Below are 24972 nucleotides of genomic sequence, written 5' to 3'. Positions count from 1 at the left end.
GTAATGTTGCCGTGATAAATGATCGCCAGGTCAGTGCGCATCGGAATGGTGGATGTCGCCGGCGCAAGGGGGCCGGCCGGCAAGGATGGCCTTTTATGAAATGGAAATTTTGGGAAAAGGATCGGGGCGTTGACGTGTTGCCTGCCGGATCACCACCAGGGCCGCTGCCGCCGCCATTGTCAGCGCATCTGGTTGAGAAACTGAAACTGGGATGTGACTGGGTACGGTCGCTGGAATGCGTCAGTCGTGCTGTCCAGGGGCAGCGCCATCTTGTGGCGTTTCGGATCTACAGCCCATCCCGGGCCAGGCGGCTGGGGGTCGTGGTCAGCGATTATGACACATTGGACGGCTTTGCGCATCTGATTCTTTTTTCTGGAACCATAGACAATCAATCCGGACGGATCGAATTGATCCCGGAGCAGTGCTGTCCCCGTGATCCGAACAAGGCCACAGGCCTGCGGGGCAGTCCTTGACGAATCATTATGAGCCGGCCGCATGGGCGGCGAGGAGGTGACCATGTCACTTTTTATCGGAACCCTATTGATCTGTCTGGCCGTCCTCTGGCTGACGGTGCTTCTGATCGGCGGGCGCAACCCGAACCCGCCGTGGTATGCGAGTGACTGGCTTCTGGCGGATGTCCAGGTGCCCCTGGTCCTGTTGCTGGCGATTGCCGGCGTCTGGTTCATCAGCCGTATTCCGGAACGTCAGTTATCCGGAAATGCCGGCGGGCTGTTCGACATTCTTGCCGCCGTGGGGGTGGTCGCGATGACCGTATTGATTATCAATCGAATGAAGGTCGGGTGCCGGTTGAAACAGTTTGCCGAAATGGAAGCGGAAGATACGGCAACCGTACGTCCGCTCGACAACGCTGCCGCAAAGTGCCGACCCGCTCGCAAACTGCCCTGGCAGGTCCGTCTGCACCTGGCCGATACCATGGGCTATGAACCGGCCCTGATCCAGATCATGCGCTGTGTCGAGCGTGATGATAAGGATCTGCCCGGCTGCCTGCGCTTCATTGCCTTCATCCCCGATCAGGTCAGGCAGGCAGGCGTGGCTGTCGATGATTTCGATACCCTGGCCGCGCATCCGGAGCTGACCATTGTCAGCGGGTTGTATACGGCCGACCGCCGGCAGGTGACCATCGATCCGGCGCCTCACCGTCAGGTGGCCTGATCCGGTGTGACTCGGTTGCAATGGGCGTTGGTTGGGGACGCGGCTTCTCCTTTTGCGTGGCAGGCAAGATGACCGGTTGAAAGGGCGATATGGACACGCGCATTGTTGAAATGGCCGAGGAATTAAGGTGGCGGCTTCTGCGGACCGGCATCCTCCTCGTCGTTGTGGCTGCGGCGGTGTTTCCTGTAGCTGAACATATTCTCGACTGGCTCCGGAACCGGACCACCGCCCCCCTGGCCGCGTTCGGCATCGCCGATGCGTTCCTGGCCCTGGTCACCATCGCTCTGGGCGCTGGAGCGGTGGCGGCGATGCCTGTTGCCGCCTTTGAAATGCTTCAGGCCGTGGCTGAATCGTATCCCGCGCTGAACCGGAGATCCCGGTGGCTGTTCTGGTTTGCTTCAATGCTGCTTTTCTTCGCAGGCGTGGGGTTCTGCATCCAGATCACCCTTCCTTACGGCAGCCGTTTCCTGCTCGGTTATGGAAACGAGGGACTCCGGCCGGTCATCTGCGTCCGTCAGTTTGTCTCCTTCTGCCTGGCTCTGACCCTGGGGTTCGGAGCGCTTTTCGAGCTTCCGCTGATCATGGCTTTGCTCGCCTGGCTCAACCTGGTCACCGCCAGCCTGGCCAGGCGCTTCCGGCGCTATGCCGTTGTCGGTATCACCATCGTCTCCGCGGTGGTCACGCCGACACCGGACGTGTTCAACCTGCTGCTGTTGGCCTTGCCGCTGTATCTGCTTTTTGAACTGGGCATCCTGGGCATGCGCATTTGCGAGCGCCGCCGTCAACTCTCGCCGGTTTTGGATTCAAGCTGACTGGGAACCCATGCAACGGGAGACGACTCGCCCATCCGCATGCCGGTTGGCCTTCGTGAAGCGTGGATGGTTGCCAGCAACATTTACTCTGGTTTTTATGATTGGAATCATTATGGACCCGAATGCATTGATGACGGTCATCGTTTTCCTGACCGTTTATGTGATCATCGCTTTTGAATGGATGAATAAAGCGGTTGCCGCCCTTTTGGGGGTCATGAGCCTGCTTATCCTCGGGGTGATCGATGAGCACACGGCGGCCAGTTATATCGACTTTGAAACCATTATGCTGCTCATCGGCATGATGGGCATTGTCGCCGTGCTGAAAAAGACCGGCTTTTTCGCCATGCTTTCCGTTCGTATCGCCAAGCTGACCGGGGGGCAGCCCCTGCGGATCTTGATTTTGTTTTGTGCTGTTACGGCGGTTACGTCGGCCTTTCTGGACAATGTCACCACCGTACTGATCATGGTGCCGATCATTATCGAGCTGACCCGTGGCATGGGGCTCGATCCCAGGATTTATGTGGTGGCCCTGGCCATGGCCTCCAACCTGGGCGGAACGGCGACCCTGGTAGGCGATCCACCCAACATCATCATCGGCTCCAAGGTGGGGCTGACCTTCAACCAGTTCGCAGGTAATCTGTTCATTCCGGTCGTGATCTCAACGGTTGCCGTAATCGGGTATTTCTGGCGGAGCAACCGGGCCAGTTTCAAATCCATCGACAACGACCTGACCAAGCTGTTTTCCGTCCAACTGCTCATCGAAAAAATTGAGTTCGATTTTCTCAAGATCACCATCGATCGGACGTTTCTGACGAAAAGCCTGGCCTGTCTGGCCGTGGCCCTGTTGTTGTTCGTGTCCCAGACGGTGACCCATATCTCGCCCGGGGTAGTGGCCCTGACCATGGCCATGGTCCTTTTCATCATCACGCGCATGGACATCGAGCACATCCTTCTGGAAATCGAGTGGAGCACCCTGCTGTTCTTTGCCGGCCTGTTCATTCTGGTGGGCGCCATGGAGCATCAAGGGGTGATCGAATGGATCGCACGCAACATCTTCATGCGGGCCGGCACCAACGTGTATGTGATGACGTTGATGGTGCTGTGGGTGTCGGGAATCGCCTCGGGGGTGATCGACAACATTCCGTTCACCATCACCATGATCCCCATTGTTCAGATGATGCTGACCCAGCAACCCGTGCCCCACAACATTTTGTGGTGGGCGCTGGCGTTAGGAGCCTGCCTGGGCGGCAACCTGACCCTGATCGGCGCCTCGGCCAATATCATTTCCGCCGGTCAGCTCAAAAAACACGGCTATGAGATTTCCTTTGGCGAATACACGCGCAAAAGCGCTCCCGGAGCGATCCTCTCCCTTATGATCAGCTCCATCGTATTGATCGTCTACATATGGATTTTTGTATGAAAACAGACACCACTCAGACCCTTTACGACCTGATCCGCACCTATATGCAAGCCCTGGGAACGTCACGGACCACGATTGTGGCGCTCAAATCATATATGGATGCCATCTTGCGGCTCAAGTGTGAGCCCGGCGATTTTATGGGTATGCTTGGCCGGCTCAACACAGTGATCAAGAACACCGAGCCCAAGGTCATCCCGCTGGTGCACCTGATCGAATCCTTTGAGGAGGAAATGACCGCCGCCATCGATTTCGGTCTGGAAGCGGCCAGAAAGCGGGCCGTGGAAATCCTGGAGCGCCAGAAAAAGCGATTCGAGGAGGCCACTCGCATCGTAACCGATCATTGTATGAACTGCATTGCCGATGGTGACCTGATTATTGTCCATTCCCCCACGGCCACCATCCGCGACGCCCTGGTCAGCGCCCGCAACGAACGGCAGCGCTCGTTTGAAGTCCTCGTTCTGAAACAGGATTTTATCCGTGCCCGTGAATTGATTGACGCCCTGGCGCAACACGAGGTGCCGCATGTCCTGATTCCGGAATACAACCTGAGCCATTACCTGGGTCAAGCCGGCAAGCTTTTTATCGGTGCGGTTTCGGTGACGCCGGATAGTCAGGTGGTTGCCGGCATCGGTACCGCCAACGTGGTCAGCCTTTGCCACTGGTACCATGTGCCGGTCTACCTGTTTGTGGAATCGATCAAGTTCGCCCATAAAGCCCTTGCCGAGCAGCACATCTACAATGAGGAGAAAGCTCAGACCGAGGCGGACTTCACGTTCCGCATGAAGACATTTTCACACGATTTCATCGACCTTCAGATGATCGATCATCTGGTTACCGAAACAGGAGAAATGACCCCGCCGGAGGGCTTGGCGGATGCAGGATCTTAAGATGCACGCATCAACAGGCATATGTACCATCTCAATTTCAACGGATCATATATAAAAAATGGAGGATGTATGGGCACCACCAACTCACCGCTCGATACGCTCATGCTCAAGGCTGAACAGGCCCTGGCCGGCGGCGGCAAGGATCGCATGGCCAAACAGCATGCGGCCGGCAAGCTTGGCGCGCGGGAACGTATCGACATTTTGCTGGATCCTGGCAGTTTCGTGGAAATGGACCGCTTCAAGACCCATCGCTGCACGGACTTTGGCATGGCCGCCGAAAAGATTCCCGGTGACGGTGTCGTGACCGGCCACGGGCTGGTGGACGGCCGCCAGGTATTCGTGTTCGCCCAGGATTTCACCGTGTTCGGCGGGTCCCTGTCCCTGTCCCATGCCGAGAAGATCTGCAAGGTCATGGACACGGCCATGAAGGTCGGCGCGCCGGTAATCGGACTGTGCGATTCCGGCGGGGCACGCATCCAGGAAGGCGTGATGAGCCTGGCCGGCTACGCCGATATTTTTCTGCGCAATGTCATGGCCTCGGGCGTCGTGCCCCAGATCACGGCCATCATGGGACCCTCGGCCGGCGGGGCGGTCTACTCCCCGGCCCTGACCGACTGGATCTTCATGGTCGAGAAAACCGGTTACATGTTCATCACCGGACCGGATGTGATCAAGGCCGTCACCCGTGAAACCGTGACCAAGGAGGCCCTGGGCGGCGCCATGGCCCACAACACCGCCAGCGGGGTGGCCCATTTTGCCGAACCCGATGACACGGCTTGCCTGAACAGAATCCGCGAACTGCTCGCCTTTGTGCCGTCGAACAACATGGAGGTCCCGCCGCGCCGTATCCCAAGCGACGACCCTGCCCGCCGCGACGAGGCTCTGCGCGACCTGGTGCCCACCGATCCCAACAAACCCTACGACATCCGCGATCTGGTGCGCTCCAACCTGGACAACGGGTATTTCTTCGAGGTGCAGGCCCTTTATGCACCGAACATCGTGGTCGGTTTCGGCCGCCTGGACGGCGCCGCGGTGGGCATCGTGGCCAACCAGCCGCTGAGCATGGCCGGCTGCCTGGATATCAATGCATCGGTCAAGGGCGCGCGTTTCGTGCGCTTTTGCGATGCCTTCAACATCCCCCTGATCGTCTACGAGGACGTGCCCGGTTTTCTGCCCGGCACCCACCAGGAACACGGCGGGATCATCAAGCAGGGCGCCAAACTGATCTATGCCTTTTGCGAAGCCACCGTGCTGCGCATCACTGTCATCACCCGCAAGGCCTATGGCGGGGCATACTGCGTGATGAATTCGCGGCACATCCGCGGCGACCTGGTGCTGGGATTTCCCACGGCCGAGATCGCCGTCATGGGCGCCGAGGGCGCGGTGAACATCATCAGCCGAGAGGAGATCAAGGCGGCCGACGACCCGGAGGCCGAGCACAAGCGACTGGTGGAACAGTACCGTGAGAAGTTTGCAAACCCATACAAGGCCGCCGAGATGGGATATATCGACGATGTCATCGACCCGGCCGATACCCGGCCGCGCCTGATCAAAGCCCTTTCCATGCTGGCCGGTAAAAGGGATGTCAACCCGCCCAAAAAACACGGCAACATCCCGCTGTAAGCAAAGGAGACTACACCATGTCGTGGGATCAGGTCCTGGACCTTCTTATCAGTATTATCACCACCCAATCCGGTATTCCCAACCTGGCCTTCAAGCAGGTGATCATGATCGGGGTGGCCTTCTTCTTTCTCTATCTGGCCGTGGTCAAGAACTACGAGCCACTGCTGCTGGTGCCCATCGGTTTCGGCATCTTTCTGGTCAACTTCCCGCTGGTGCCCTTGATGGGCTTTACCGAGCACGGCGCCCCCGAACTGATCCGGGTGTTCTACAAGTACGGGGTCGAGTGGGAAGTGATCCCTTGTGTGATCTTTCTGGGATTGGGGGCCATGACCGACTTCGGCCCCCTGATCGCCAACCCCAAGACGCTGCTCATCGGTGCTGGTGCCCAGCTGGGGGTGTTCATCACCTATATCGGTGTGCTCTTCTTCGGCTTCACCCTCAAGGAGGCGGCATCGGTGGGCATCATCGGCGGGGCCGACGGTCCCACCACAATCTACCTGACCGCCAAGCTGGCGCCGCATTTGTTGGGTGCCAACGCCCTGGCGGCCTACTCGTACATGGCCATGGTGCCGTTGATCCAGCCGCCCATCATGCGCCTTTTGACCACGCCCGAGCAGCGCCGCATCCGCATGCGCCAGCTGCGGCCGGTTTCGCCGCGCGAGAAGCTTCTCTTCCCGATCATCGGCTCGATCCTGATCATTCTCATGGTGCCGGCCGTGGCGCCGCTGATGGGCATGTTCATGTTCGGCAACTTCATGCGCGAGTGTCTGGTGGTCAAGCGCCTTTCCGACACGGCCCAGAACGCCCTGATGAACATCGTGACCATTTTCTTAGGGCTTTCGGTGGGGGCTACCATGGAAGCGGAGAAGTTTTTGACCGTCAAACCGCTGCTGATTTTCGGATTCGGCCTGATGGACTTCGTGGTCTGCACCTTTGGCGGCATCCTCACCGTGCACATCATGAACCTTTTCGTCAAAGAGAAGATGAACCCCCTGATCGGTTCGGCCGGCGTGTCGGCGGTGCCCATGTCGGCTCGCGTCTCCCATTCCGAAGGGCTCAAGGCCGATCCGGAAAACTGGTTGCTCATGCATGCCATGGGGCCCAACCTGGCCGGTGTAATCGGGTCGGCGGCCGCGGCCGGCATGTTCATCGCCATGTTTCGATAGGAGGGCAGAACCGATGCGAATCAAAACCATCAGCAAATATCTCATCCGGCTGGCCGCCGTGATCCTGACTATCAGCGCCGCGTCAAGCGGCGTCCATGCCGCGGGGCTTTTCTCCGGGGCCGACGTGGAAAAGCCCAATCCCCAATTTACCCGGGAAGGTGATCGGATCTGGGCCAAGTTCATCCCCCGGGCCAAGAGCACCAGCGTGACGCTCGAATTTCAGGTCATTGCCGGCGGGACCGTCGGTGACGTCAAAGGCGTGGATTTTTTCACCATCGACCGGCCCGAGGTGGACATCAAAAACTTTAAATCGGCCGCCTTTGAAATCGATGTGCAGGGCGTCTCACCGGGTGGCACCGCTGCGGTGGCATTGCGCTCGGATTTCTTCAGCATGTCGACAGCCTTTTACGTTTTCAACCCGAATCTGGCCGCACCCTGGATAAAGGATGCCCAGAAGGAGAACCGCCTGGTTGCCGACCGGGTGCGCGAGATTGTCGTCGAGGTCAAAGATGGCGGTGACCGCGATGCCGATGGCGCCGTCAACGGCCGCATCCGGCTGGTGGGCGGTCCCCGCGACAGCTTCTGGGGATATGCCCTGGGCACGCTGTTTATCCGGTTTTTCGGCATCTTCTTCGTGCTTACACTGCTCATGATCGGCATGTTTGCCTCGGGGTGGGTATTCAGATGGTTGGATCGCCTGCGTGAAGGCCAACCGGTTCCAGCGGCACCAAAGGCTGCGCCGGCTGCCGCTGTGCAGCCCGCGGCCCCGGCGCCCTCGGCGGTGCCGGCGATACGGCCGACTCCGGCGGGAATCTCCGAAGCGACGGTTGCCGCCATCGCGGCCGCCGTCTACCTGCGGGACACCACCGCGGCCTATGCGGTTATCGGCCAGCCTCCGGCGGCATCGGCATCAACAGTGGCACCATCTCCGGTTCCCGGAACGGCCTGGAGCCAGTCCGGTCGCGTACGCATCATGCAGGAACGACTGGCCGTATTTAATCAAACCCGCAGGCGATAATCCCTCAATGTAAAGGAATGTACATATGTTTTATCAACTGAAAGTTAGTGGACAGGATTTTAAGGTGGAGATCGGCGCGCAACAGGCCAATCAGCTTCGGGTCACGGTCAATGGGACACCCTACGATGTGGCCTTCGTGCAGCCGGCCGGCGCGGCAATGCCCCAGGTGGCCGCCGTCACGCCTGCATTCGCTGGCCAGGCGTTATCGGCGGCCCCGGCCGTGGCGGTGACACCGGCAGCAGTTGAGACGCCGGCAACGGCCGCCGCCGCCAGCCCGGCCCCGGCAGCCCAACAAGGTGACGTTCTGGCGCCCATCCCGGGACTGATCGTCCAGATCACTGTTCAGGTCGGTGAATCCGTAATCGCCGGACAGACCGTGGCCGTAATGGAGGCCATGAAAATGGAGAACAACCTGGTCTCTCAACTGGATGGAACGGTCCTTGACATTCTGGTCCAGAAAGGCGCCGAGGTATCCACCGGTCAGGTGATCATGCACATCGGATAGCAGTTGTCTTAAAAAGGAGGCGCGCATGCCTCGTCATATTCGTAATCGTTTTCTGATTCTGGCCGCCCTGACCCTGGCCGGCCTGTTGCTCGCCCTGCCGTCGGCCAAGCCTCTCCTGCCGGCCTGGATGCACAAGATACGGCTGACCGACGGGATGCGCCTGGGGCTCGACCTGCAGGGCGGCATGCATCTGATTTTACAGGTCGACGTTGACAAAGCCGTCCGCCAGCGGACGGAAATGGCGCTGTCCGACCTGCGCGAGCGTCTGCGCGCGGCCCATCTGCGCGTGCATGCGCCTGTGTTGACCGATGCAAGGCGCATTCGCCTCGCCTATGACGACACCGACACCTTGCAGCCGGTCCGGCAAATGCTCAAAGAACAGTTTCCCGGACTGGCGACCGCTGCCGAGGGCGCCGGTTGGCTCGACCTGGCCGTTGGCAAAGCGGAACGGCAGGACATCGCGGCCAATGCCGTTGACCAGAGCCTGGAAATCATCCGCAACCGCATCGACCAGTTCGGGGTCGAAGAGCCGGTTATCGTGCGCCAGGGACGCGATCAGATCGTCCTGCAACTGGCCGGCATCAAGGATCCCCAGCGGGCCATGGAGATCGTCGGCCGGACCGCGCAGCTTGAATTTCGCATGGTTTCCCAGGCGCCGGACAGCGGCTTGGTGGCTGCCCTTGACGCGGCCATGCGCAGTGGTCGTCTGCACGCCGATGCCTCCCACCGGGAACTAAACCGCATCCTGGCGGCAGAAATTCCTCCCGGCACGGAACTCTACATTGAAAAACGCACCGATCTGCAGTCCGGCGCGGTGCATGTGGCGCCGCTCCTTCTGGAAAGACCGGTGCTGATGACCGGCGATGCCCTGAAGACCGCCCGCACCGAGATCGGCGGGAATTTCGGCGAGCCCTCCGTGGGCCTGACATTCAACGCCAAGGGAGCGCGCCTGTTCGAGGAGATTACCCGCAAAGGCGTGGGGCGACGGCTGGCCATTGTCCTGGATGACATTGTCCAGTCGGCGCCGGTGATCCAGGAACCCATTGCCGGCGGCAAGGCCCAGATCAACGGCAGTTTCACCACGGAAGCGGCCCATGACCTCGCGCTCGTGCTGCGCGCCGGTGCGCTGCCGGCCCCGGTCAGGATCGTCCAGAATATGACCGTGGGGCCCTCGCTCGGGGCTGATTCCATCCACAACGGGCTGGCCGCGACAGCGTTGGGTGCCCTGCTGGTGGTGATTTTCATGATCGTCTACTACCGTTTTTCCGGTGCAATCGCCAACCTGGCGCTTGGGCTGAACCTGATTCTGATGCTGGCGGCGCTGTCCGTTTTCCGGGCCACCCTGACGCTTCCCGGCATCGCCGGGATCGTGCTGTCCATCGGCATGGCCGTGGATTCCAACGTACTCATTTTCGAGCGCATGCGTGAGGAAATGATCGCCGGCCAACCGGCCTATGCCAGTGTCAAAGCCGGTTACGACAAGGCGCTGTGGACGATCATCGACTCCCACGTGACCACCCTGATCACGGCCGTGGCCCTGTTTCTTTTCGGCACCGGCCCGATCAAGGGGTTCGCCGTCACCTTGAGCATCGGCGTCGTGTTTAACCTGTTTACCGCCCTTTACGGTACCCGGGTGGTCTATGACTATCTGCATTTCAAGCGCCGACTCAAGACCCCGCGCTTCATGCATGTTCTCAGGCAGACCAGAATAGACTTCGTTCGCCTGCGCCATGGCGCCTTTGTGCTGTCCGGCATTCTGGTGCTGCTGGGGCTGTTCGCGCTGGTCCAGATCGAGCGGGGCAGGGCCAATCTGGGGGTCGACTTCTCCGGGGGGGCGATGATCCAGTTCAAGGCCGAAAAGGGTTTTCACCTGGATCAAATCCGCCGTCTGCTGGCCGACAACCGGTTGGCCGACGTGGAGTTGCAGGAGGTGCCCGGGGCGCGTGTTCTAATGGTGCGAATCAAGCAGGCCGAACCTTCGGCGACGAGCATCGCCGATACGGTGGCGAAAGTTCTCAATACCAAAGTCGCCGACAATGCCTTCACCCTGGAAAGCAAGGCCGAGATCGGTGCCTCGGTCAGCCGGGATCTCAAGCGCGCCGCCCTGATCGCCATCGCGATCTCGCTGGGAGGCATTATCGTCTACCTGGGGCGCCGGTTCGACCTGCGCTTTGCCCTGGCGGCGGCCATCGCCACCTTCCACGATGTACTCACCGTACTGGGAATTTTCTACCTGCTGGACAAGGAAATCAATCTGCTGGTGGTCACCGCGCTGTTGACCCTGGCCGGCTACAGCCTCAGCGATACGGTGGTGGTCTTCGACCGCATCCGGGAAAACCGGATTCTTTTGCGCCGCCGGAGACTGGGCGAGATCATCAACGCCAGCATCAATGAAGTCCTCGGCCGCACGATTATTACCTCCGGCACGGTCTTCCTGGTGCTGATCGCCCTTTTAACCGTTGGCGGGGCCCTGCTGCACGATTTCGCCCTGGCCCTTGTCATCGGCGTGATCGTGGGAACCTACTCGTCGATCTTTGTCGCCAGTCCGCTCGTGTTTATCTGGGAAACCAGTGGGCAGGGGACCCGGGTAAACGCTGCGGTCAAAACAAGGTTTTAGATAATGATATCACACCATGCGAAGCAAACCCATATATTTACCCAGAATAACCACCTGCTTGCGCTGAGGGCCTTTAAACACCAGCGGCGAATAGGCCGGGTTAGCCGGCTCCAAGGTCAGGGCGCTGCGCGTGCGCCGCAAGATTTTAAGCGTGGCCTCGGACAACAGATCCTGCACCATGACGGCGGCGATTTCTCCGCTCTCCACCCGTTTTTGGGGCCGAATGATCGCCAGATCCCCATCCAGAATGTGTGCGTCGATCATGGAGTCACCTTTTACCCGCAAGCCAAAGCAGCGCTTAGCGCCGAACAGCATTGGTGATACGGCCAGTTCTCCTTCAAGGTTCTCAATAGCTTCCACGGGCAGGCCGGCCGCAATGGTGCCGATCAGCGGAATACCGGCGCCGGTGATGTCCTTGCTGAACCGCCAGGATCGCTTCTTACCCGGCTCGGCCAAAATATAGCCTTTGTCCTTTAAAATGTTCAAGATGCGGTGAATGCCCGCCGGCCCGCTCAAGCCCAGGTGGGCGCAGATTTCTCTCACCGTGGGGGCCATGCGGTGTTCCTGTTGAAATGAAATGACATACTCAAGCACGCTTTTTTGTCTGGGGGTGAGATCGGATGTCATGGAATCACTCCACAATGATTTTTCCTGAATTGAGCGGTTAGCCGTATATTCGATGTTCAAAGTTGGACGTTCAGTGTTCGATGTTCATTGATCTGGTTCTCAACCCCCTTCGAGAGGGCTTCATTAAACCAGCTGCTATGCAGATAGTCGGTGATTGCTAAAAGCTGACCGCTCACCATCACCTTTCGCTCCCATGCTACGTGTGGGAGCGCCAAAACCGCATTATAGATTTGTCTGAAGGTACAGGCCCGTCATACCGGACTCGATCCGGTATCCAGAAGGGCGTAGATACAGTCGATACCGCAATTTTTTCGACACCTTCAAATTTTGAACTAAGCTGGGCGTTTCAAATTTATAAGGAAGACCTTCAAAAACATTAAAATTTGTGTAATATCATCTTCGATAAAATTTGAAACGCCCAGTTTAGTTGAAAAGCATGTCACTTGGGCTTTGCACGCCTTTGCCGCCCTTGTTCAGGACATGAGTGTAAATCATTGTGGTCGAAACTAGGTTATGCCACAGAGAGGGAAAAATATGCAGTATCTGCTCATCATCAGCCATGATGATCTGTTTCGTCCGACAGCGGATCTCATAGAGAATATTGGCGCCTGGATTAAGAAGATGGAAGATCGGGGCATCCGGGTGCATGGAAATCCGCTTCAACCACCTGGGGCTGCAACAACCGTGCGAATTCGTAAAGGGAAGTTGGCGATAACGAAAGGCCCGTTTGCAAAATCCAAGGAAAAAATGTGCGCCTACGAACTAATTGAGTGCTCGAGTCAGGAAGAAGCCATCGAGGTAGCGTCCCTGCATCCCATGGCAGAAGCGGCCACAATCGAGGTACGCCCGGTATGGAACGAGTTGGTTGAGTGAACCCGAAGATGCGGCATAACCATCGGCTTCAGGCGACCCGCAAAAGCGGCGCGGGCTTGGTGTCTTTCCTTGCTTCAGGTAGGCCGCTTTTGCGGTCGCCTGAGCCGAGCCATTAGCAATATAAAAAAGGGGGAAATACGATGCAGGATATGATAGCCTATTGCGGTCTTTTGTGTTCAAAATGTCCTACATTCTTGGCAACTCAAAGTGATGATGATGTCGCGCGGAAAAAAACGGCATCGTTTTTATCAGAGAAATATGGTCTGAATTTTAAAGCAGAAGAAATCAATTGTGATGGTTGCCTATCTTCGGGAGCAAGGCTTATTGGATATTGTAATACTTGCGAAGTTAGAAAGTGTGCGATAACAAAGTCAGTCGAAAATTGCTCAATCTGTGATGAGCAACCTTGTGAGAAACTAAATAAATTTCATGAATTTTCTCCAGAAGCAAAAGCAAGCTTCGAATCTTTAGTAGGAAAGTTAAGCTGATTTCAAAGTGTTGCTAACCTGTAGCTTCAGCAGACAGCCAGGGCTGTGGCATTTTTGACTATGCGAAGCTGCTTGAACTTAATCATATTATTCAAATTCAGCGTCAGCCCTGGCTGATGCTGAGCATTGCGTTATGCCGTTCACTCAAAGTGCCTTTAGAAGGCTATGGCAGCAGATGATGAACAGAAAATCTCCAATAAATAAACATGAACCCCATCCAAGATTCAAAGATTTTATTCAGTGCTATTGGACACTAAACTGTTCTGATGATGATATCAGTACAATCTATCGCACCGCATTGGATACGGGTTTGGATCTCATATTTAATTTATCTGGTCCTATTGAATGTATCGTTGATGATTCTTCACCAGTTACCATTGCCGGAGATTTCATGATAGGCTCGTTAGCAAGGCAAATCCAAATAAAGCCAAAGTGGTCTATATCAATGTTTGCGGTTAGATTTACTCCTGAGGGGCTTTATCCGTTTTTTTCGATGCCCCCCGTCGATCTATCGGATTTTTGCATCGAACTTGAAGAAGTATGGGAGCTTAGTGGATTTGGCCTGTCCAAATTAATTCATGGCACTAATCAAACACCAGAAAGACTCATTCAAACTTTTGAAGGGTTCTTTGAAAGACGAATGAATGATTTCAGAAGCCACAGTTTGAGGATTGAAATGGCGGTGACCATTATTCGTTCATATAAAGGTGAAGTTCCAGTAGAAACTTTGGCTAATCGTTTACAGATCAGCCGCCGTCACCTGGAACGAAAATTTACAGAACGTATTGGTGTTCCACCCAAGCAGCTTTGTCGAATTTTCCGGTTCAAGAATGCATTAATCCACTTGAAGTCGGCTGAATGTGATTGGGCTTCCTTCGCTGTAGCGAACGGGTATTTTGATCAAGCGCATTTTATTCATGAATTCAAATTTGTTACAGGACATACTCCTGTAAGCTATTTAACAGGGAAACCTTCATAGACAAAACGGCAGCTAGTTTAACAGGTAAGGTCGTATTTTTACAATACACCCTTGGCAAACTCCCCTAATCTGCTCAGGACAAAATAACCAATATGAGATTAAGGAGGAGCGATGATGTTGGAATCAAAGAGGCCGGAGTATGTAAAAGAAAAAATAAACAAAGCAATTGAATACCTTAGAGCTGGTTATTCCTGCTCGGAGGCGGTGTTACTGACTTATGGCCCACAGTTGGGTCTCGAACAGGAACGGGCTTTTAAAATTGCCAGTGGTTTTGGCGGCGGGATGGGGTTTATGGGGGGAACATGCGGTGCCGTGACAGCTGCATACATGGTTATCGGGCTCAAATATGGAGCCAATAGCGTAAAAGACAGTTATTCGAGAGAACTCACATATGAATCTGTTGCCAATTTTGCGGATCTTTTTAAAGCCCGTAATGATTCGACCTATTGCAGGGATTTAATTGGTGAAATTGATATGTCTACTATTGAAGGGCGAAAGCATATTCGAGAGAAAGGCAGAGTTCCTCAAATTGTATCCAGTGCAATCATTATATTAGAAGAGATTTTTTGAATATCCATTTACATAAATCGCATACCAGGCAAATTCAGCCGACGCAAAAAGCCGCGCGGCTGATTTGCGGCGGTTATGTGTTTGATAAAATGAATAGAGAAATCGAATTTCACGATTCTACTTTAAAAGAGGTATCAATTGATCAGTCGAATGTAATTAAAATTATGTCAGAAATTGCAACAATAATTACAGGGACACTTCCTTTAGTTGGCGTCGCTATCGGTGCCGGACTTCAATATTATTTTTCTCGTGCATCAGAAGAACGAAAACAAAAGGATCTTTTAAGAACTCAGGCATACATTGATTATCTCAGTTCTGTTTCCAAATTTGCTCAAGCCGCTAAAACAAACCCAAATGAGCGATATCAATTACTTGCTGAGGCAGCCGATGCAAAAACTCGAATATGCATTTATGGTTCTGAGGAAATTATCGGATTGTTAGCAAATTTCGAGCGACAAGGTGCGAATCTTTCTACAAATGAGTCTATGCAGACTTTTATGTCTATCTGTTCACAAATGAGGTCGGAAGGGTTAGATTCATCAACATCCATTTCGACAGATGATTTTGAGATGGTTTTATTTGGACCAGAGCGCTAAGCTATAGAATCGCTTAACCTTTGGTTTTCTGAAATTATGAAACAGCTATATCCTGATTATACGCCTAAAAGTCACAAGGAAGTTGCTCGAAAGGTCAGGGAAGCAACTATTGAATTAGAGAAACTGAAGAAAATACAGTATTGTCCAGGCGAACCGCCCTTTTTTGTTTTGTATGAAGATCGGGATAAAGTAAATAAGAAATAAGATTGGTCATATAACCTGTCATTGGTGTGGGACCGCCGGGGCCGGCGGTCCTCGTTATTATTCAGTGGAGCGCCCGGCGGCTACCACAATTCCGGCGTTGGGTTTATTGCTATTGCAGAAATTAGTAGTGGTAACGAAGTTGAGCTAATAGGATGGCATCGTCCGAAGTTTTATAAACGATTCTATGTTCATCGTTAATACGACGTGACCAGTATCCTGAAAATGCGTGCTTTAGAGGTTCAGGTTTTCCAATGCCTTCAAAAGGATTACGTTTTATGTCATTAATTAACATGTTGATTCTACGGAGGATTTTTTTATCGGTTTTTTGCCAATAAAGGTAATCCTCCCATGCGTGATCGGAAAAAATCAGTTTCACTCGACCAGCTCCCGTTCAGTTCCTTTTCCATTTTCAAGTTGGGCAATGGATTCGATCAAACGTCTGGTATTTTTAGGAGAACGTAATAAATAAGCTGTCTCTTGGAGTGCATTGTAATCCTCAAGAGACATAATGACGACGGACTCATTGGTTTTTCGAGTAATTATTATCGGCGAATGATCTTGACATACTTGTTCCATGGTTTTAGCAAGATTTTGTCGTGCTGCGGTGTAAGATATGGCTTTCATTATTTTCCTCCATTTATTGTACAGTAAACTGTACAGCACGGGTCGTGTTTTGTCAACATGAATGAGGGACAACCCAACATCCGCGTTCAGTGGAGCGCGAGGACCATGCGCCCACTGACGCAGTGATCTGAAATGGGTCACCCATTAAAGTGCGGGTCAAGTAAAAAAAACACCTCCCCGTACGAAAAAATAGACTTTTTTCGCTTGACCCATATTAGGGGCTGTTTCTAAAAAAATCAATCTAACCAAACCAAGCAAGCAGCTATCATGACAACGGCTTTAAATGTTAGGGCCAATTTTTCATAACGAGTGGCAACACGACGGCATTGTTTAATCTTGGCAAAAAAGCATTCCACCAGATGCCGCTCTTTGTAAATATGGCGGTCGTAATCCCGCATTTCTTGTCTGTTGCGTTTGGGCGGGATTACAATCTTTATTCCCTGAGATTGCACCTGAGCAATGAACTGATCTGCGTCATAGGCTTTATCCCCGAGAAGGTTATCAGCCGATTGGCTGGAAACCAAATCCGGAGCTGGAACAATGTCGTGAACGTTTCCACCGGTCAAACCAATACGCAAAGGATTGCCCAATGCGTCTACCAAAGCATGGACTTTAGTTGTCAGGCCACCCGCGCTTCGGCCGATGTCCTGATTGAAGTGCCCCCTTTTGCGCCGGTCCCATGCTGGTGGACCTTTACATAAGAAGCGTCGATCATGATCGATTCTAAGTCGGCATCCTTCGATACCACCAAGAGGATGTCATCCCAAATGGCCAATTTGGCCCACATGGCAAACCGTTTGTAAACGGTCTGCCATGGGCCGAACGATTCAGGCAAATCGCGCCAAGGAGCTCCTGTTTTCATGATCCAAAGAATTCCGTTAAACATTAATCGGTCGTCTTTAGGCGGTCTGCCACGCGGATCCTTTTTTTCACGAACCAGCAAAGGGCCTATAATTTTCCATTTCTCATCTGATATCTCATGTCTTCTCATGCTGGGCATACCAGCATAACTGAGTAAAAATGTTAAGGCTTTTTTTAGAAACAGCCCCTATTTGTTTAAACGACGTTTTCGCTGTTTCCCTTCACCCGCGCCCGTAGCTTCAATTTGGTCGGTTAGATCGATTGTGGTCGATCCTCACCCGTCACCCATCGGGATCAAGATGGTCTATGCCATCCCTGGCTCAAAGAGCCCCAGAAGACCTTCGGTACCATGCCGGTTCCAAGTGTATTTTCAGACCTGTGGTTGATACCACCCATTGTGTGGTTCACGGCATAGGCGGACGAATCGAAAACAGACGGGATACGGCAGCACCAATCAGACCATATGGATTTTACCAGTCCCCGAGCCTGGGTTGCTGCCGTACCCAAATCTTACCCAAACAACAACGATGGATCGTAAGTTGTTTGATCTCTCATGATAAAATACGATGCTTTACTCAGTTTATTAGCAAGGGCCTTGATAGCCACTGTATAGTTTTTCTCAGCCGTTTTGCGCTCGACAAATTTCCGTGCACGAAGGCAATTTTTCTTATTATGATTAGCTGCTTCAACATAAGCCCAAGCCAGGTAGCGGTTTCCGTTTTTACGGTTGTTGTTTCCTTTCTTTTTACCGTTGGATGTGCTCTGCGCCTTGACGCAGCGGCAATAGGAAGAATAGTTGCCCGCATTTTTAAATCTATGAATATCTCCAACCTCAAGCATGATGGTTGTTGCCAAAATTCTTCCGACTCCGGTAATGGTCAGTAGCTTTTGATAAGCGCGGTCTATTTCTACTATACCATCTACTTCCAACTCAATATCTTTGATTTGTTTTTCGAGAAAACGAATCGTTTCCATTTGGTGACGGGCGGTGGATACCAGATGTGGACTATCGAACATCTGATTGATGAAATCGTCGCGAAAGCGAGCTATGGCACTTGCGCTTTGCTCCACCCCTTTATTGCGGGCAATCATGCTTTGTAAGCTGAGAATTTGAGCTGTCCGTTGTTTTACGAACATTATTCTCCTTCGAAATAGATCTCTTATCGGGCGTAATGACTTGGGGTAAATGTAGCCTTGTGGCAGGATGCCAAGTCTAAGCAAGTGCGCAAGCCAAAATGCATCATATTTGTCATCCCTGTTTTTCAACCCCTTGTATTGCTGGATGGCGGCCGGGTTGGCTAAATGAACCTTGTACCCCTGCTCCAGCAACCCATCTACCAGCCAATACCAGTTATAGGTTGATTCGACGACAACCCCTTGAAGGCTTTTTTTATACTTTCTGAGCATCTTCAAAATCTCTTTGAGATTGTTGTTATGACGACGACTGTGGAGCTTTTCGTCATTCTGGTTGATTACCCCAATAAAACTGTTACTTGAATGAAGATCGATTCCAGCGTAAGTTTTCATATGGCACCTCCCAATTTGGTTGATTGGTTACTCTATTATTCCACAGCGATGGTCGCTATGGAAAGGAGGTGCCTTTCTTTTTAGCGGCCAGCAGAGAACCATCATGTATTGAGGTGGAAAATTTGTAACAGTTCTTCGGTGTCCATGATGGTTCTCTGCTGGCCGCAACCGCACTTTAATGATTATCAGGCCGCGCTAATCAATTGATATTAAAAGATTAGTAGCTTAAAAAAAGGCTTAAAACAAGCTTAATCCACTGTTTTTACCCTCAAAAATATCCGTTTAAGGGAAGTACTGCTTTATGGCCCGTGCAAAGCGACATTATATCCCCGGTCAAGTCTGGCATATTACCCATCGCTGCCATAAAAGGGCCTTTCTTTTGAAATTCGCTAAAGATCGTAGCAGATGGATCGAATGGCTTTATCGGGCAAAAAAACGTTACCGCCATTTGAGCGTATTGGATTACATGGTCACCTCCAACCATATTCATTTGCTTCTATTCGACGGTGGAGGGGATACGGCTATCCCGGATTCGATCAAGCTGGTCGCCGGCAGAACCGGACAGGAATACAACTTGCGGAAAAAAAGAAAAGGAGCCTTCTGGCAGGATCGTTATCATGCTACTGCTGTGGAAGGGAATCATCACCTGCGCCAATGCATTGCTTACATCGACATGAACATGGTCCGTGCCGGCGCAGTCGATCACCCTGAAAAGTGGCAATGGTGTGGATACAATGAAATACAGAATCCCCGAAAAAGAAAGAGAATTATCGATTTTGATCGTCTAATGGGGTTGCTGGGTTTCGACACCTATGAGCAGTTGAAGAATGCCCATTTCAAATGTATAGACAGTGCCATGAAGGATGAGAATAACAGCAGAAAGACAAAATGGTCGCAAAGCATTGCCGTCGGAAGCGAAGCTTACATCAAAAAAATAAAAGAAGCACTCGGATTCAGAGCGAGAGGACGAAAAATATGCCAGGTTGGAGATTCATTTGAGCTGCGAGAAACGATGACGCCCTACGGATCGGCTGATTCTTACGAAGTCGATAACACGATTTTATGGGACCAGTGACGATAATCCTTAATCTCGCGTTTTTGCACCAAAAAGTATCGATTAAGGCCATTTTAGGCCCTGGTTTTCAGCTCTTACTAAAACATTACAATAGGTTGCTACGGCCCGACCCGCCGACTAATATGCCGACTAGATATCGAATCATCGCATCACTGATTTTTCTGACGGCCGTGTGACGTTCACGATTAAAAACAGGAAACGCAAGACGACCGAAACGGTCACCCTCGATGCGGTCGAATTCATCCGGCGGTTCTTGTTGCATGTACTGCCCAAGCGGTTCATGCGCATCCGGCATTATGGTTTTTTATCGAACCGTAGCAAGAAAAAGAACATTGGCCTGTGCCGCTTGTTGATGAACTTGTCCTCCGATATTCCCGTGGTGCAGGATCAATCCGTCCAGGCAATAATGATGGCACAGGCTGGTATCGACATATTGAGGTGCCCAAGCTGCAAACAAGGAACGATGAAAAAGATATACGACATCCCGGAAGGGTCCGGAAACAGTTCCTTCCATATTTTGAGGCCATCGTCTGTAAGCGATAAGGATTCTTAGCGAATCGATCCACGAACTTGTTTTCCAGGGATAGCTTGGGCGTGCATTTCTAAGGTGCTGAAAGTAATGGGATTGGTTTGTCCTCAAGTCATGAAATGCTCTAAATCGGCATTCTCATAAATTGCGATTGATGACGAAAAGGATCGGTTGTCCGGTGTTTTCACCCATTCAACAATCACGATCACCCCCAGAATTTTAATTCTGTCCTTGTACCAGAACCAGCGAGGCAGTCCTGTGTTTACAATCCCCATATAAAATGGTAGTCATTTTAAGAATATGTTCTAAATTGTCTTAGTCCAACCAGTTTTATCCATCATCCCGCAGCGCGACAAATAGATTTTGAGTTCAGATCAGCTTTTGAGTGGAATGCATCTTTTCGTTTTCAATGGTATGGCGGGACGACGGATAAAACTCTCTACGTTATAGCTAAAATCTAAAAATACTAGCAGAGAATATGAATCATAAACTAACAGGATGAAACAATGAAAAGAATAATTTGTATATTATTTTTCATAGTATTGTTCCCTGTACTGCTCGCTTGTTCAAAAGATAATCCAACAGAAGAACAAATATTCAAAACAATTAAAAATGATACAATTATTGCAAAAAATGATTTTTTAGAATTGAGAACTGTTACAGTAAAATCTTCCTCATGGATGGATAATAAATACAGAGCACTGTTACAAGTTGATTTTATTAATCACAAAGACACCATGGTTTGGAATAATAGAGGACAAAAAGATTTCATTCCCTTTGGCACGGAATTAGTAGAAGGAGTAAATACGGTAGAAGTATCGGCTATATTTTCGATATCATATGCTGGTGATGGTTCATGGTATCTTGAAAGTTTTACGTTTTAGTTTAAACTTTTTCTAAGAATGAAGTGGACATAACAACTGCGTAGACAGCAGAACGGAAAAACATGCTGTTTTTGTTTATATGCAGTCATCGTTAAACGTGTCATAATCATTGGATTTATTTATTTTCCGTCCGGTCACGCAGAACGTTAGTGCGCCAAGCGCAGCTTGGTGCTTCTTATAGGGTGACCTGCCTCGGTTCCTGGGCAGGAAGTCCCCATCGGGCAAAGCCTAACCAGCAGCCCGTACCGAGTGTTGCGCGATCGGCGGAATCGGTCTTAATACCGGTGAACAATGATCGTGAAGCGTACACAGGGAACACTGCAGGCCGCAGGGGAGACGTACCTCCCTCAAGCAATTCAGCCCCGTTAGAGCACAATGCAGTCGGCGACGGTTTTAACGTGCCGGAAGCCTGCACAGAGGGATCGTCATGGTGAGATCCCCGAGGGACTGCCGGGGTCCAAGAGCGTGGCATGTGGTGAGAGAGGCATCAGGAACTTGGGAGACCCTTCCACCTCCTCAGAAGTCAGAGGTAGGACGGTACAATCACCAAAAGGCCGTCCGATGGGTCAAATAAGCGAAGGGAGTCAGATCATCTCATAGTACTCTGAGACGGTAATGCCGATTACATGGGGAAGGGGATGACGGTATTGTGTAGCCCGTAAAGGAAACATATGCAGATAAGACAGGCTGACCAACATATGCAAACCTCACTGCGGGGAATAGCAAAGAGGGCAAAGGAAGCTCCAAAACACCGATTCGGTAACCTTTACAGCCTTTTGAACGAGGCGAACCTACGCTGGTGCTTTCCACAGTTCAATCGGAAGGCGGCACCGGGAGTCGATCGAGTCGATTGGGATGCCTTTGGGGAGGAATTGGAAGAAAACGTCGGCCGGATAGCGTTGGACCTAAAGGAAAAGCGTTATAAGGCTAAGCTGGTGCGTCGCAGCTATATACCCAAATCCGGCGACCGGAAACGCCCACTGGGAATACCCACGGTGAACTCATACTGCACCTCCTACTGCTTCGTTTTGGAATGTTGATTGGATTGGTCTTGAATTTTAGTTGAATTTTTTACTAATTCGGTCAGCTCTTTTTCCTTTTGCGGGTCGATAGAGATCCAGTAAGGCGAACCATGGTTGAGCCTTCTGGCGGTTATAATTTTTCGTTCAATCCAGTGGTAAACGACATACCTACTGACTGTGAACCTATCCATCACTTGATTGACCGTTAGCTCATCAGCCCGTTTCAGTACAGGGCCTAAAATGCCGTGTTTATATCTGATCCACTTGATCATAGATATGGTAAAACGTTTGCTTTTAGCGCTCTTGAGCCCCTCTTCATTAAAAAGGTTGGCAATTTGTGCATCGGTGTAGTTTTGGGACAATTCTCTGACCCTGGCGATAATTTGATCCCCATAGCGAATTTGATCAGAATATTTCGCTGGTATTTCAACCGGGATATCTTCTATGGCTCCACCTTGCCAGCGAATATGCAGTACTATTTGTTTCGGCTCAGCCAGTTTCTCTACGGTGATATCTTTTATGATCAGGCGCAGAATACGTTTGCGATCCTTAGCGCTTGTGCTATGAGCTTTCCATAATTTTGGAAGGTTATGGGCTAGTTTTAAAATTTGGGCTTTTTGATTTTCTGTAGCAGATATCCTGTTTTTTTGTTTGTGTTCATCAAATTTGTGTCTGACTTCTTCGAACTTCAACAGTGCTTCGTTCCACCTTTTTTCCAGTGTTCCGGCCACCAGGCGATTGTCCGGGTCCACCGCTTCATAGCGCCTTTGTGCCAAATTGGCTTCATACTCGGCTCTTTCAATTTGCATGCGCCACTGGTTATCGACAGCTTCCTCTCTTCGTTCGATTTCTTCCAAGGCCTTAACTGCCGCTTCAATCTGTTTTGGTTTAATCACCTCAAGGACTCTGTTGATGACCGGCGTATCAATCAGATCACTGCGCAAGTGCATACATGACCCGGTCGAGAGCCCCTCTCGGCGTTTCCAGTTGCATTCGTAGGTGGGATAGATCCCGCCATTGCCTTTATAGCGCACCGTCAGTCGACGACCGCAACATCCGCAAAGTAAAAGTCCTTGGAGAAGAGCCAACCCTTCCCTGGCCGGGCCTTTTAAAATGGTCTCTTCTCCATTGGTGCGATTACTCTCAAGAATTTTTCGATTGTCTATATATTCTCTCCAAGTGATGTAACCTTCATGGTGGTCATTGATTAAAACGGTCCAGGACGACATGGGCATCCTTTTCGCTGTGGAACGAAAGGTCCCATCCGATCCGATCTCTTTAATGCTTTGATACCGGCCATGAACATAAGCCCCGGCATAGGTTGGATTTTTCAATACCCCAAGGACACGGTTTTCTGTCAAGCGGCCCCAGATCAACTTGCCTTTCCAAACACCGCCGTAAGATCGTTTGGGGAAATCCAGACCTTCTTTCGAGAACTTGTGAACCACACCGTAAGCGCTACCAGTCAAGCGAAAAGAATCAAACAAAAAGCGTAGCGCATGTTGAACTTGCATGTCGGGATCGAAAACGATTTTATCTTCATCATCGTAAACATAGCCTACTGGTAAAGGTCGCCTGAGTTCTCCTTTTTTAGCTTTGTTCAACTTCCCGCCTTGGAGGCGCACGCGAAGAAAATGTAACTCGGCTTGAGACATAGTTCCTTTGATGCCTAATAGCAATTGATCGTTGAAGTCCGACGGATTGTAACATCCATCTTCGTCTATGATCAATGTACTCGTGAAGGTGCAAAGCTCCAACAAGCGGTGCCAGTCTGTGCATGATCGGGACAGTCTGGACGCTTCCAGCGCAAAGACCGCACCGGCCTTGCTCATTGAGACCAAGGCGACCAAGCTCTGGAAATCCTTGCGCAGGGCTGCATGTGAACCCGATAGACCCAAGTCCCCATCCAGGATATGAATCATGTTCGCCGGCCATCCCAGTGCGATGGCTTTGTCCCTCAGGGCATACTGGCGCTCGGTGCTTTCCTGGTTGTGCCGGACCTGATTCATGCTTGATTGGCGCAGATAAATATAGGCTGGTTTCTGCAGATGAAATTTTTGAATCTTGCTGTTCATCTTCTACCTCCGCTGTCCAAAGTTGGACGTCATCACATTGCATTGCATTTTCGAGCATGTTAGCCAATAAAATGGCTAACTCTTGAATATCAAAGCAATCCATGGCCATCTAAAGGCTCCGTCAGAGGTATGGAGGGGGTCTGGCTAAAGTTTTTCCCGCCGCCTTATCAGCTCGCGGTTGATTTCGCAAAGCTCTTCCAGAATCGTTTTTATGTGGCGAAAATTTTCTATATATTCTAAAGCTTGCGCTTTGTAATCCAGGGGGATGTAATCCATTTTAAATTTCATTTGTCAATTATTTAATAGAGATATCAAGTTTTTTGAGGAAATCGTTCAGCGCCAAAAGGCCCCGGAAATCAAGTATCAAATTTTCTTGTTGATGATGATCAGGGCTGAAGCTACTATTCTGATCGGTCCATTCAATAGGGACGGCAAATGTTCCGTTAGCTGCCCCCTGCAGGATCAGGGTTTGACAGCCCGAAACGATTCTGGTTTTTAATATAGGAAATTGTTGATCGAGAAGAGGATGAAATGGATGTTTAATTTTAGCGCATCCCGAAGGCTCGCTGTTGTGAAGTGCTTTTACCTTTGACCGTGCCGAGTGTGCTGGACCGGGTGATCCAACAAGCCATTGCACAGGTATTAACGCCGATCTTCGATCCAGGCTTCTCCGATTACAGCTACGGGTTCCGGCCCGGCCGGTCCGCCCACGACGCTGTATATCAGGCCCGCGAATACATAAAAGCGGGGTGCCGATGGGTCGTGGACATGGACCTTGAAAAGTTTTTGGAGCCCTCGCCATAATGCCCCCCTTTTT

The 24972-nt window shown here is 51.7% G+C and carries 25 protein-coding genes and 2 pseudogenes; 19 read left to right on the top strand and 8 right to left on the bottom strand.

Going from position 1 to position 24972, the window contains the following annotated elements; genetic code table 11:
• Positions 1-95 precede the first annotated feature (95 nt).
• From Dvar_RS32865 to secD, 10 genes are all read left to right on the top strand, one after another.
• Positions 96-473 (top strand): hypothetical protein, encoded by a 378-nt coding sequence (locus Dvar_RS32865; protein WP_419657352.1) that lies wholly within the window; start codon positions 96-98, stop codon positions 471-473.
• Positions 474-516: 43 nt separating this feature from the next.
• Complete coding sequence (locus tag Dvar_RS32860) at positions 517-1173, top strand: hypothetical protein (protein WP_419657351.1); 657 nt, start codon at positions 517-519, stop codon at positions 1171-1173.
• An 89-nt stretch (positions 1174-1262) separates the two neighbouring features.
• A complete protein-coding gene (gene tatC, locus Dvar_RS32855) occupies positions 1263-1985 on the top strand; it encodes a twin-arginine translocase subunit TatC (RefSeq protein ID WP_419657350.1) in 723 nt (240 codons plus the stop codon).
• 112 nt (positions 1986-2097) lie between these two features.
• Positions 2098-3405, top strand: coding sequence for an SLC13 family permease (locus Dvar_RS32850; protein ID WP_419657349.1), 1308 nt, complete (start codon positions 2098-2100; stop codon positions 3403-3405).
• A complete protein-coding gene (locus tag Dvar_RS32845) occupies positions 3402-4292 on the top strand; it encodes a hypothetical protein (protein ID WP_419657348.1) in 891 nt (296 codons plus the stop codon). Before Dvar_RS32850 ends, Dvar_RS32845 begins: the two co-directional genes overlap by 4 nt.
• A 69-nt stretch (positions 4293-4361) precedes the next feature.
• Complete coding sequence (locus tag Dvar_RS32840; protein ID WP_419657347.1) at positions 4362-5915, top strand: acyl-CoA carboxylase subunit beta; 1554 nt, start codon at positions 4362-4364, stop codon at positions 5913-5915.
• A gap of 17 nt (positions 5916-5932) precedes the next feature.
• Positions 5933-7081 (top strand): sodium ion-translocating decarboxylase subunit beta, encoded by a 1149-nt coding sequence (locus Dvar_RS32835; RefSeq protein WP_419657346.1) that lies wholly within the window; start codon positions 5933-5935, stop codon positions 7079-7081.
• A gap of 13 nt (positions 7082-7094) precedes the next feature.
• Complete coding sequence (locus Dvar_RS32830) at positions 7095-8099, top strand: OadG family transporter subunit (protein ID WP_419657345.1); 1005 nt, start codon at positions 7095-7097, stop codon at positions 8097-8099.
• A gap of 25 nt (positions 8100-8124) precedes the next feature.
• Positions 8125-8604 (top strand): biotin/lipoyl-containing protein, encoded by a 480-nt coding sequence (locus Dvar_RS32825; protein ID WP_419657344.1) that lies wholly within the window; start codon positions 8125-8127, stop codon positions 8602-8604.
• A 25-nt stretch (positions 8605-8629) separates the two neighbouring features.
• Positions 8630-11221 (top strand): protein translocase subunit SecD, encoded by a 2592-nt coding sequence (gene secD, locus Dvar_RS32820; protein WP_419657343.1) that lies wholly within the window; start codon positions 8630-8632, stop codon positions 11219-11221.
• Positions 11222-11230: 9 nt separating this feature from the next.
• Here secD and lexA read toward each other — a convergent pair whose 3' ends face one another.
• Entirely contained in the window at positions 11231-11848 is a 618-nt protein-coding gene (lexA, locus tag Dvar_RS32815; RefSeq protein ID WP_419657342.1) for a transcriptional repressor LexA, read from the bottom strand.
• Positions 11849-12382: 534 nt separating this feature from the next.
• Here lexA and Dvar_RS32810 point away from each other — a divergent pair.
• The 5 genes from Dvar_RS32810 (at position 12383) to Dvar_RS32790 (ending at position 15354) form a co-directional block, all read left to right on the top strand.
• A complete protein-coding gene (locus tag Dvar_RS32810) occupies positions 12383-12721 on the top strand; it encodes a YciI family protein (protein ID WP_419657341.1) in 339 nt (112 codons plus the stop codon).
• A gap of 140 nt (positions 12722-12861) precedes the next feature.
• Complete coding sequence (locus Dvar_RS32805; RefSeq protein ID WP_419657340.1) at positions 12862-13209, top strand: DUF3795 domain-containing protein; 348 nt, start codon at positions 12862-12864, stop codon at positions 13207-13209.
• A gap of 175 nt (positions 13210-13384) precedes the next feature.
• Positions 13385-14188, top strand: a complete 804-nt coding sequence (locus tag Dvar_RS32800) for a DUF6597 domain-containing transcriptional factor (RefSeq protein WP_419657339.1) — start codon at positions 13385-13387, stop codon at positions 14186-14188.
• A gap of 111 nt (positions 14189-14299) precedes the next feature.
• The gene (locus Dvar_RS32795) at positions 14300-14758 is read left to right on the top strand and encodes a C-GCAxxG-C-C family protein (protein WP_419657338.1); all 459 of its coding nucleotides are present in this window, start codon (positions 14300-14302) and stop codon (positions 14756-14758) included.
• A complete protein-coding gene (locus Dvar_RS32790; RefSeq protein ID WP_419657337.1) occupies positions 14755-15354 on the top strand; it encodes a hypothetical protein in 600 nt (199 codons plus the stop codon). Before Dvar_RS32795 ends, Dvar_RS32790 begins: the two co-directional genes overlap by 4 nt.
• A 325-nt stretch (positions 15355-15679) precedes the next feature.
• Here the strand turns inward: Dvar_RS32790 and Dvar_RS32785 are convergent, their stop codons facing one another.
• The 4 genes and pseudogenes from Dvar_RS32785 to Dvar_RS32770 form a co-directional block, all read right to left on the bottom strand.
• Positions 15680-15934 (bottom strand): Txe/YoeB family addiction module toxin, encoded by a 255-nt coding sequence (locus tag Dvar_RS32785; RefSeq protein ID WP_419657336.1) that lies wholly within the window; start codon positions 15932-15934, stop codon positions 15680-15682.
• Complete coding sequence (yefM, locus tag Dvar_RS32780) at positions 15931-16182, bottom strand: YoeB-YefM toxin-antitoxin system antitoxin YefM (protein ID WP_419657319.1); 252 nt, start codon at positions 16180-16182, stop codon at positions 15931-15933. Before yefM ends, Dvar_RS32785 begins: the two co-directional genes overlap by 4 nt.
• Before the next feature lie 239 nt (positions 16183-16421).
• Positions 16422-17146, bottom strand: a pseudogene (locus Dvar_RS32775) (transposase); the annotation flags it as partial.
• 407 nt (positions 17147-17553) lie between these two features.
• Entirely contained in the window at positions 17554-18570 is a 1017-nt protein-coding gene (locus Dvar_RS32770) for an IS110 family transposase (RefSeq protein ID WP_419657335.1), read from the bottom strand.
• 301 nt (positions 18571-18871) lie between these two features.
• Between Dvar_RS32770 and Dvar_RS32765 the strand changes: the two genes are divergently transcribed.
• The 3 genes and pseudogenes from Dvar_RS32765 to Dvar_RS32755 all read left to right on the top strand — a co-directional run bounded on the left by Dvar_RS32765 (position 18872) and on the right by Dvar_RS32755 (position 21058).
• Positions 18872-19645: a transposase gene (locus Dvar_RS32765; protein ID WP_419657334.1), complete on the top strand. Its 774-nt coding sequence runs from the start codon at positions 18872-18874 to the stop codon at positions 19643-19645.
• 133 nt (positions 19646-19778) lie between these two features.
• Positions 19779-19947: pseudogene (locus Dvar_RS32760) on the top strand (transposase); the annotation flags it as partial.
• 733 nt (positions 19948-20680) lie between these two features.
• Positions 20681-21058, top strand: a complete 378-nt coding sequence (locus tag Dvar_RS32755; protein ID WP_419657333.1) for a hypothetical protein — start codon at positions 20681-20683, stop codon at positions 21056-21058.
• Positions 21059-22073: 1015 nt separating this feature from the next.
• On the opposite strand, the gene Dvar_RS32750 is transcribed toward Dvar_RS32755, so the two are convergent.
• The 3 genes from Dvar_RS32750 to Dvar_RS32740 all read right to left on the bottom strand — a co-directional run bounded on the left by Dvar_RS32750 (position 22074) and on the right by Dvar_RS32740 (position 24792).
• Positions 22074-24155, bottom strand: a complete 2082-nt coding sequence (locus Dvar_RS32750) for a recombinase family protein (protein WP_419657332.1) — start codon at positions 24153-24155, stop codon at positions 22074-22076.
• 144 nt (positions 24156-24299) lie between these two features.
• Complete coding sequence (locus Dvar_RS32745; RefSeq protein WP_419657331.1) at positions 24300-24431, bottom strand: hypothetical protein; 132 nt, start codon at positions 24429-24431, stop codon at positions 24300-24302.
• A 19-nt stretch (positions 24432-24450) separates the two neighbouring features.
• Entirely contained in the window at positions 24451-24792 is a 342-nt protein-coding gene (locus Dvar_RS32740; RefSeq protein WP_419657330.1) for a DUF5372 family protein, read from the bottom strand.
• Between Dvar_RS32740 and Dvar_RS32735 the strand changes: the two genes are divergently transcribed.
• Positions 24732-24959, top strand: coding sequence for a reverse transcriptase domain-containing protein (locus tag Dvar_RS32735; protein WP_419657329.1), 228 nt, complete (start codon positions 24732-24734; stop codon positions 24957-24959). The genes Dvar_RS32740 and Dvar_RS32735 overlap by 61 nt on opposite strands.
• Positions 24960-24972 lie beyond the last annotated feature (13 nt).

It is taken from the genome of Desulfosarcina variabilis str. Montpellier, from assembly GCF_048565275.1.
GTDB classification, from domain to species: Bacteria; Desulfobacterota; Desulfobacteria; order Desulfobacterales; family Desulfosarcinaceae; genus Desulfosarcina; species Desulfosarcina variabilis.
Note: the sequence above shows the minus strand (reverse complement) of the source record. Positions and strands in the feature narration are given on the sequence as shown.